3 protein-coding genes, 2 rRNA genes and 2 pseudogenes are annotated in these 6,282 nt (G+C 58.0%); 3 read left to right on the top strand and 4 right to left on the bottom strand.

Features of this window, described 5'->3' with window-relative positions; all coding sequences use genetic code 11:
* Together rrf (JJD74_RS31510) and rrf (JJD74_RS18425) are read left to right on the top strand one after the other, a co-directional pair.
* Nucleotides 1-81: ribosomal RNA gene (gene rrf, locus JJD74_RS31510) — 5S ribosomal RNA — on the top strand; the annotation flags it as partial.
* Between the two features lie 105 nt (nucleotides 82-186).
* Nucleotides 187-302 (top strand): 5S ribosomal RNA (gene rrf, locus JJD74_RS18425).
* Nucleotides 303-414: 112 nt separating this feature from the next.
* Here the strand turns inward: rrf (JJD74_RS18425) and JJD74_RS18420 are convergent.
* The 4 genes and pseudogenes from JJD74_RS18420 to JJD74_RS18405 form a co-directional block, all read right to left on the bottom strand.
* Nucleotides 415-621: pseudogene (locus JJD74_RS18420) on the bottom strand (PepSY domain-containing protein); the annotation flags it as partial.
* A gap of 150 nt (nucleotides 622-771) precedes the next feature.
* Nucleotides 772-3,276, bottom strand: coding sequence for a TonB-dependent siderophore receptor (locus JJD74_RS18415; RefSeq protein ID WP_200616472.1), 2,505 nt, complete (start codon nucleotides 3,274-3,276; stop codon nucleotides 772-774).
* Nucleotides 3,277-3,363: 87 nt separating this feature from the next.
* On the bottom strand, nucleotides 3,364-4,365 hold the full coding sequence (locus tag JJD74_RS18410) for a FecR domain-containing protein (RefSeq protein WP_200616469.1): 1,002 nt from the start codon (nucleotides 4,363-4,365) through the stop codon (nucleotides 3,364-3,366).
* On the bottom strand, nucleotides 4,365-4,865 hold the full coding sequence (locus JJD74_RS18405) for a sigma-70 family RNA polymerase sigma factor (RefSeq protein ID WP_200616467.1): 501 nt from the start codon (nucleotides 4,863-4,865) through the stop codon (nucleotides 4,365-4,367). Before JJD74_RS18405 ends, JJD74_RS18410 begins: the two co-directional genes overlap by 1 nt.
* Nucleotides 4,866-5,194: 329 nt before the next feature.
* Here JJD74_RS18405 and JJD74_RS31505 point away from each other — a divergent pair.
* Nucleotides 5,195-6,220, top strand: a pseudogene (locus tag JJD74_RS31505) (HAMP domain-containing protein); the annotation flags it as partial.
* Nucleotides 6,221-6,282 lie beyond the last annotated feature (62 nt).

Below are 6,282 nucleotides of genomic sequence, written 5' to 3'. Positions count from 1 at the left end.
CATCCCGAACTCAGCAGTGAAACGATGCATCGCCGATGGTAGTGTGGGGTTTCCCCATGTGAGAGTAGGTCATCGTCAAGATTAAATTCCGAAACCCCAATTGCGAAAGCAGTTGGGGTTTTGTTTTAGTAGAAGTACCCGTTTTTGCTGTCTCGTCATCGTGTTGACGGGCCAGTTATAGAATTTCTTGACGACCATAGAGCGTTGGAACCACCTGATCCCATCCCGAACTCAGTAGTGAAACGATGCATCGCCGATGGTAGTGTGGGGTTTCCCCATGTGAGAGTAGGTCATCGTCAAGATTAAATTCCGAAACCCCTGTCTGCTAACGCAGACAGGGGTTTTGTTGTTTCAGAGCTTATAAAAATCAAACCATCAAGCTGCTTTGCGAGCCTTGCTGATACGTCGAGCCTGTCACTTGCGCCACCAGATGTGGACACCAGTTGCCGATAAACCCGCAATCAAAACGTCTAATACCGCGATCATCACTTGGCCAGTAAACCCGATGATCCGTCCACCATGTATCGGTAACTGCAACCGATAAAACTGTTCTCCCAACGTCCCATGTCCTGCGATTTCCTGCCCTAGCAATCGCCCATCCGTACCGTGAAAGAACAGCCAGAAACAATCGATCACCCAAGCAACGGCAACCGACCCCATCAGCAGCAATCCCCAGTTGCCGGGCAGCGCGCATGAAATGTTTCCCCACTGATACGACAAAGCCAGCCCCTGAACATCCGGGGCTGGCTTTTTTATGCACAAGGCAATGGCTTAGAACTGATAGCTGACCGTGGCTGCAACATTGCGCTCTTCGCCCATGTAGCAGAAGTTCAGGCTGGCGCAGGATGCCACGTAGGACTCGTTTGTCAGATTGTTCGCGTTCAGGCGTACGTCAACGCCCTTCAAGCCGACTTTGCCCAGGTCGTAGCCAATCGACGCGTCGAACAGCGTGTAGGACGGGACCTTCATGGTGTTCTCCGCGTCCGCCCAGCTGTAGCCGACATAACGCACCCCGCCGCCCAAACGCAGACCATCGAGTGCCGCACTGTCGAACTTATAGTCAGCCCACAACGACGCCATGTGCCGAGGCGCTTGGGTCGGTGAATTGCCTTTGTTCTCGATCACGTCGGTAGGAGTGCTCAGCGTGCTGATCATCGACTTCGAATACTCGATATCAGTGAAGGTGTAACTGCCGAGGACTTTCAGGTGATCGGTCAGTTGCATGTGCGCTTCCAGTTCCAGACCCTGAGAGCGGACAGCTCCTACAGCGCGGTAGAAGTTTTCCTGCGGCAGTTTGGTCGCCAGGTTTTCCTGATCAATGTGGAACAGCGACGCGGTAAATAGGTCGTCAGTGCCCGGCGGCTGATACTTCAGGCCCACTTCCCACTGCGTGCCATCAGCCGGGGCTAACGGATTGCCCGCGCTGTCGGCATAGGAGTTAGGGTTAAACGACTCGGAGTAGCTGATGTAAGGCGCCAAGCCGTTATCGAACAGGTAGAGCGCACCGGCGCGGCCAGTCAGCTTGGTGCGCTGGTCTTTGATTTCGCTGCCCTCGGGGCGCCCGGCCTCGGCGATGCGGTTTTCGTCAGACGTCTCAACCCAGTCCTGACGCAGACCCAGCGAGAAGCGCCATTTGTCCATCTCGATCAGGTCTTGCAGGTAAACGCCGGTTTGCTCCAGTCGACGCAGGTAACTGGTCTTGCCGTACAGGTCGATCGCCGAGTTGCCATAAACCGGATTGAACGCGTTGATCGGTGCGAGGCCGCCGCTGGTCCAGTCGACCACGGTTTTGCGCCGCTGATAATCCGCCCCCATCAGCACTGTGTGCTTGGTCGCGCCGGTAAAAAATTCGGCCTGCAACATGTTGTCGACGATAAAGGCATGCAGGCGCTCGTCACCGCCCGTGTAGTAGCGGTTCAACTCGTTGCTGGTCGGCGAGGTCCAGCCATAGGCATAGACCTGATCCATGTTCACTTTGGAATCGAGGTAACGGAAGTTCTGCCGCGCCGTGAAGACATCGTTGAAGCGATGCTCGAACTGATAACCGAACGATTGCTGATCACGGGAATAGCCATCAATGCTCGGCTCACCCTCGAAGAAGTGCGGCGAGATCCGCTGACCATTACGCTGATGAATCGTACCGTCGGCGGGTACGCCACCGTGGTAGCCGCCATCCGGATCGTGTTGCAGATACGCCTGTAGCGTCAGTGACGTGTCCTCAGTGAAATCAATGCTGAGGGTCGGCGCGAGGGCGAAGCGCTTTTCCTTGTTGTGGTCGAATTGTGTGTCGGACTGATCCGACAAACCAGTCAGACGATAGGCGATACGCTTGTCGTCATCGACCGGGCCGCTGAAGTCAAAACCGACACCATGCTGGCCTTGCGTGCCGACCGTTGCTTGCACCTGGCGATACGTCTCGTACAACGGTTTTTTACTGGTCAGCGCCACCAGACCACCCGGCGAGCTGCGGCCGTAGAGCACCGACGACGGGCCTTTGAGAATATCCACGCGCTCAAGGAAATACGGATCGACCTGCATGGTGCTGTAGGTGCCGCTGTCGCCCATCGACTTGAGGCCGTCGAGGTAGATGTTATCCACCGAGCCGTCGTTGAAACCGCGCATCGCCACGTAGTCGTAACGGTGCGTGGCGCCATACGGATTAGTCAGCACGCCCGGTGTGTAGCGCATCGTTTGCGAAACCGTTTGCGCGCCCTGGTCATCCATTTGCTCACGGGTGACCACAGACACGCTTTGCGACGTTTCACGCAACGCGGTACTGGTCTTGGTGGCGATCTGGCTGTGAGTGGCGTTGTAGCCGTCCATACTGCCCAGCGCATTGCCGAGCGCGAAGCCTTTGATGTCCGTGGTCGGCAAGGCCAGCGCTGCGGTTTCTGCGACCGAACGCAGAATATAGCTGCTGCCATCCTGACTGACCGCTTCGAGCCCCGAACCGCCGAGCAAATGGCTCAAGGCCTGATCGGTCGAATATTCGCCCTGTACCCCCAGGGATTGCCGCCCCTGAGTCTGCTGTGGGGTCATCGACAACGTGATGCCGGCCTGGCGCGCGAACTGATTCAGCGCGTCACCCAACGGCCCGGCGGCGATGTTGTAGCGATGGCTGACCTCATTGGCACTGGCAGTGGCCGCCAGGCTCAGGCTCGGTAACGCACCAGTGCCCAACGCAGTGGAGAACAGTGCTGCCCGAACGGCGTGGCGCAGCAGGCCCGATTCGGTAGTGGAATTCAGAGGGTTCTTACAGATGGTACGGACAGTCATTTCAGGTTTCCGTAGGAAGTCGCGAAGGCTGAGTTGAAGTGCTTACTGACTAAGCCGGAATTGCCGCGAAAACCCGCCAAAAAAATTTCAGACTGCAGCTTCCAGGGTTACCCACCAGCGAGTGCGATAGCGCAGTTGCACCGGCAAGGTCCGCGGCAGGATTGCTAGTAATTTGTCGGTGTCCTCCAGGCGGAATACGCCGGATAGACGCAAATCAGCCACATCCAAAGCGCAGCTCAAAAAGCCCTGACGATAACGACCGACCTCAGTGAGGAAATCGCCCAGACGCATATTGCGCGTGACAATCAAGCCGTCGGCCCACGCGCCGACATCCATATTCAGCGGTGGCGCCGCGCGCACGTGATGGTGATCGATCAGATAACTCTGCCCGGCGAGCGCCTCGATCGAGGTGCCGCCAGCGTTAATGGCAACACGCCCGCTGGTGACGCTCAGTCGCGTGCAATCGCTGTCCTGGCGCAAAACGAACCGCGCGCCCTGAGGCTCGTAAACGCCATGACGACTTTGCACACGCAGCGGCCGTTCAAAGGCTGAGCCCTCGTCCGCGCCGCCGCAGGTGACGAGAATTTCGCCGCGAGTGAGTTTGATCAGCCTTTGCTGCGCGGTGTAATCCAGATCCACCGCACTGGCGGTGTTGAGCTCGATCCGCGTGCCGTCTGGCAACTGGAATCCACGTCGCTCGCCCGTCGCGGTGGCGTAATCGGCGCTCCATTGCTGCCAGGGCGAAGCGTCCTTGGCCAGCCATGTAGCGGAGCCCAGCAACAATGCGCCAGACAACAGCTTCAACGCCTGGCGCCGGCCCAAGCCCTGCGCACTGATTTCCAACGTATTCAACGCCACTTGCGCACCCGGCACCGCGCGCAGGTTGTGGCTCAATTCGGCTTGCAGCGACTGCACCCGTTGCCACGCCAATTCATGTTCATGATGCTCGGCGCGCCATTGTTCGCACTGGCGGCTCAAGCGTGAATTACCGTGGTTATTGCGCAGACGCAGCAGCCAGTGAATCGCCTGTTTAACCACCTGTTGCTGGGGCTCGGCGCGGCGGCCGAGGGATAACTTGTCCACAGGCATCAGCTGTCGTACCGCAGCACATAGCAGTGATAGAGCGCATCGGCGACGTAGCGCTCGACCGAACGCAGCGATAATCCCATCTGTTCGGCGATCTGCTTGTGCGTCAAACCTTCGCACTGCGCCAGAAGAAACGCCTGACGCACTTTTGGCTTCAATCCTTCAAGCATGCGCGCGATGCTTTCCAGCAGTTCGATCACCAGCGCGCGGGCTTCGGCGCTCGGCGTTTCGGCCTCGGGCAGATGGGCGATGGTTTCCAGATACGCACGTTCGATCTCTTCACGGCGCCAGTGGTCGATCACCAGGCCGCGCGCGATGGTACGCAGGAAGGCGCGAGGGGTCTTGAGTTCGAGACGTTCGGTGCGTTGCAGCAAGCGTACAAAAGTATCTTGCGCCAGATCCGCTGCATCGGCCGCGTTGCCGAGCCGCGCGCGCAGCCAGGCATTCAGCCAGCCGTGATGACTACTGTAGAGCGCCTGTACTGCAAACTCAGGTGAGGACATGAACGCGCCAGCCCGAACGACACAAATGATAATTAGTCGCATTTTTATCAAGGGTAGGAAATTTTGCAACCTCCCCTCGGAGAACGTTCATAAAAAACACGGTGGCGACAGCTCTGGCACGCCGTTCGGCGGGAATCCGACATTAATGCCATCCATTTCCCACACAACCCTAAGATTTCTCCGAAACGTGCCGACAGACTGGTGAGACATGCGTGCACCAAAGTAGAGCGGCCATCAGAACGCTGCCTGCCAGCTATTGGATATTTGGAGCTACATGGAATGTTGCATCCCCGAACGCATACCCACTTTTGCATAAGAAGTCCCATGAAATGAATCTCAAGTTCAGCCATAAAATCCTGTTGGCCGCCTCGGGCGTCGTGGTCCTGGCTTTCGCTTTATTCACCCTCTACAACGACTATCTGCAGCGAAACACCATTCGCCAGAACCTCCAGTCCTCCGTGCAGCAGGCCGGCGATCTGACCGCCAGCAGCGTGCAGAACTGGATGAGCGGGCGGATCCTGGTGCTGGAAAACCTCGCGCAGAACGTTGCCCATCAGGGCAAGGAAGCCGACTTTCCGGGCCTGGTCGATCAACCAGCCTTCACCTCGAACTTCCAGTTCACCTACGTCGGCCAGGCCAACGGTGTATTCACCCAACGCCCAGACGCGAAGATGCCGGACGGTTACGACCCGCGTCAGCGCCCTTGGTACAAGCAAGCAGTGGTAGCCGACAAAACCATGCTGACGCCGCCGTACATGGCCGCTGTCGGCGGTCTGGTGGTGACCATTGCCATGCCGGTGAAGAAGAACGGCGAGCTGATTGGCGTGGTCGGCGGTGACCTGAGCCTGGAAACCCTGGTGAAGATCATCAACTCGGTGGACTTCGGTGGCATCGGCCATGCGTTCCTGGTCAGCGGTGACGGCCAGGTGATCGTCAGCCCGGACAAAGATCAGGTGATGAAGAACCTGAAAGACATCTACCCGAACACCAGCGTCCGCATCGAGAAGGGCAACCAGAACGTAGTGCTCAACGGTCAGGAACGCATCCTGTCGTTTACCCCGGTCAGTGGTTTGCCCAATGCCGAGTGGTACATCGGTCTGTCGATCGATCGCGACAAGGCCTACGCCGCACTCAGCCAGTTCCGTACTTCGGCGCTGATCGCCATGTTCGTGGCGGTGGGTGCAATTGCCGTGTTCCTGAGCCTTTTGATCACTGTGCTGATGCGTCCGCTGATCACCATGGGCCGCGCGATGCAGGACATCGCACAGGGCGAAGGCGATTTGACGCGTCGTCTGGCGGTCGAGAGCAAAGATGAGTTCGGTGAACTGGGCAGCTCGTTCAACCAGTTTGTCGAGCGGATTCACGCGTCGATTTCCGAAGTGTCTTCGGCGACCCGCCAGGTGCATGACCTGTCGCA

The sequence above is a fragment of the Pseudomonas sp. MF6776 genome, from assembly GCF_016613125.1.
Taxonomy (GTDB): Bacteria; Pseudomonadota; Gammaproteobacteria; order Pseudomonadales; family Pseudomonadaceae; genus Aquipseudomonas; species Aquipseudomonas iridis.
The sequence above is the reverse complement of the archived record's forward strand: the minus strand, read 5'-3'. Positions and strand labels throughout refer to the sequence as shown.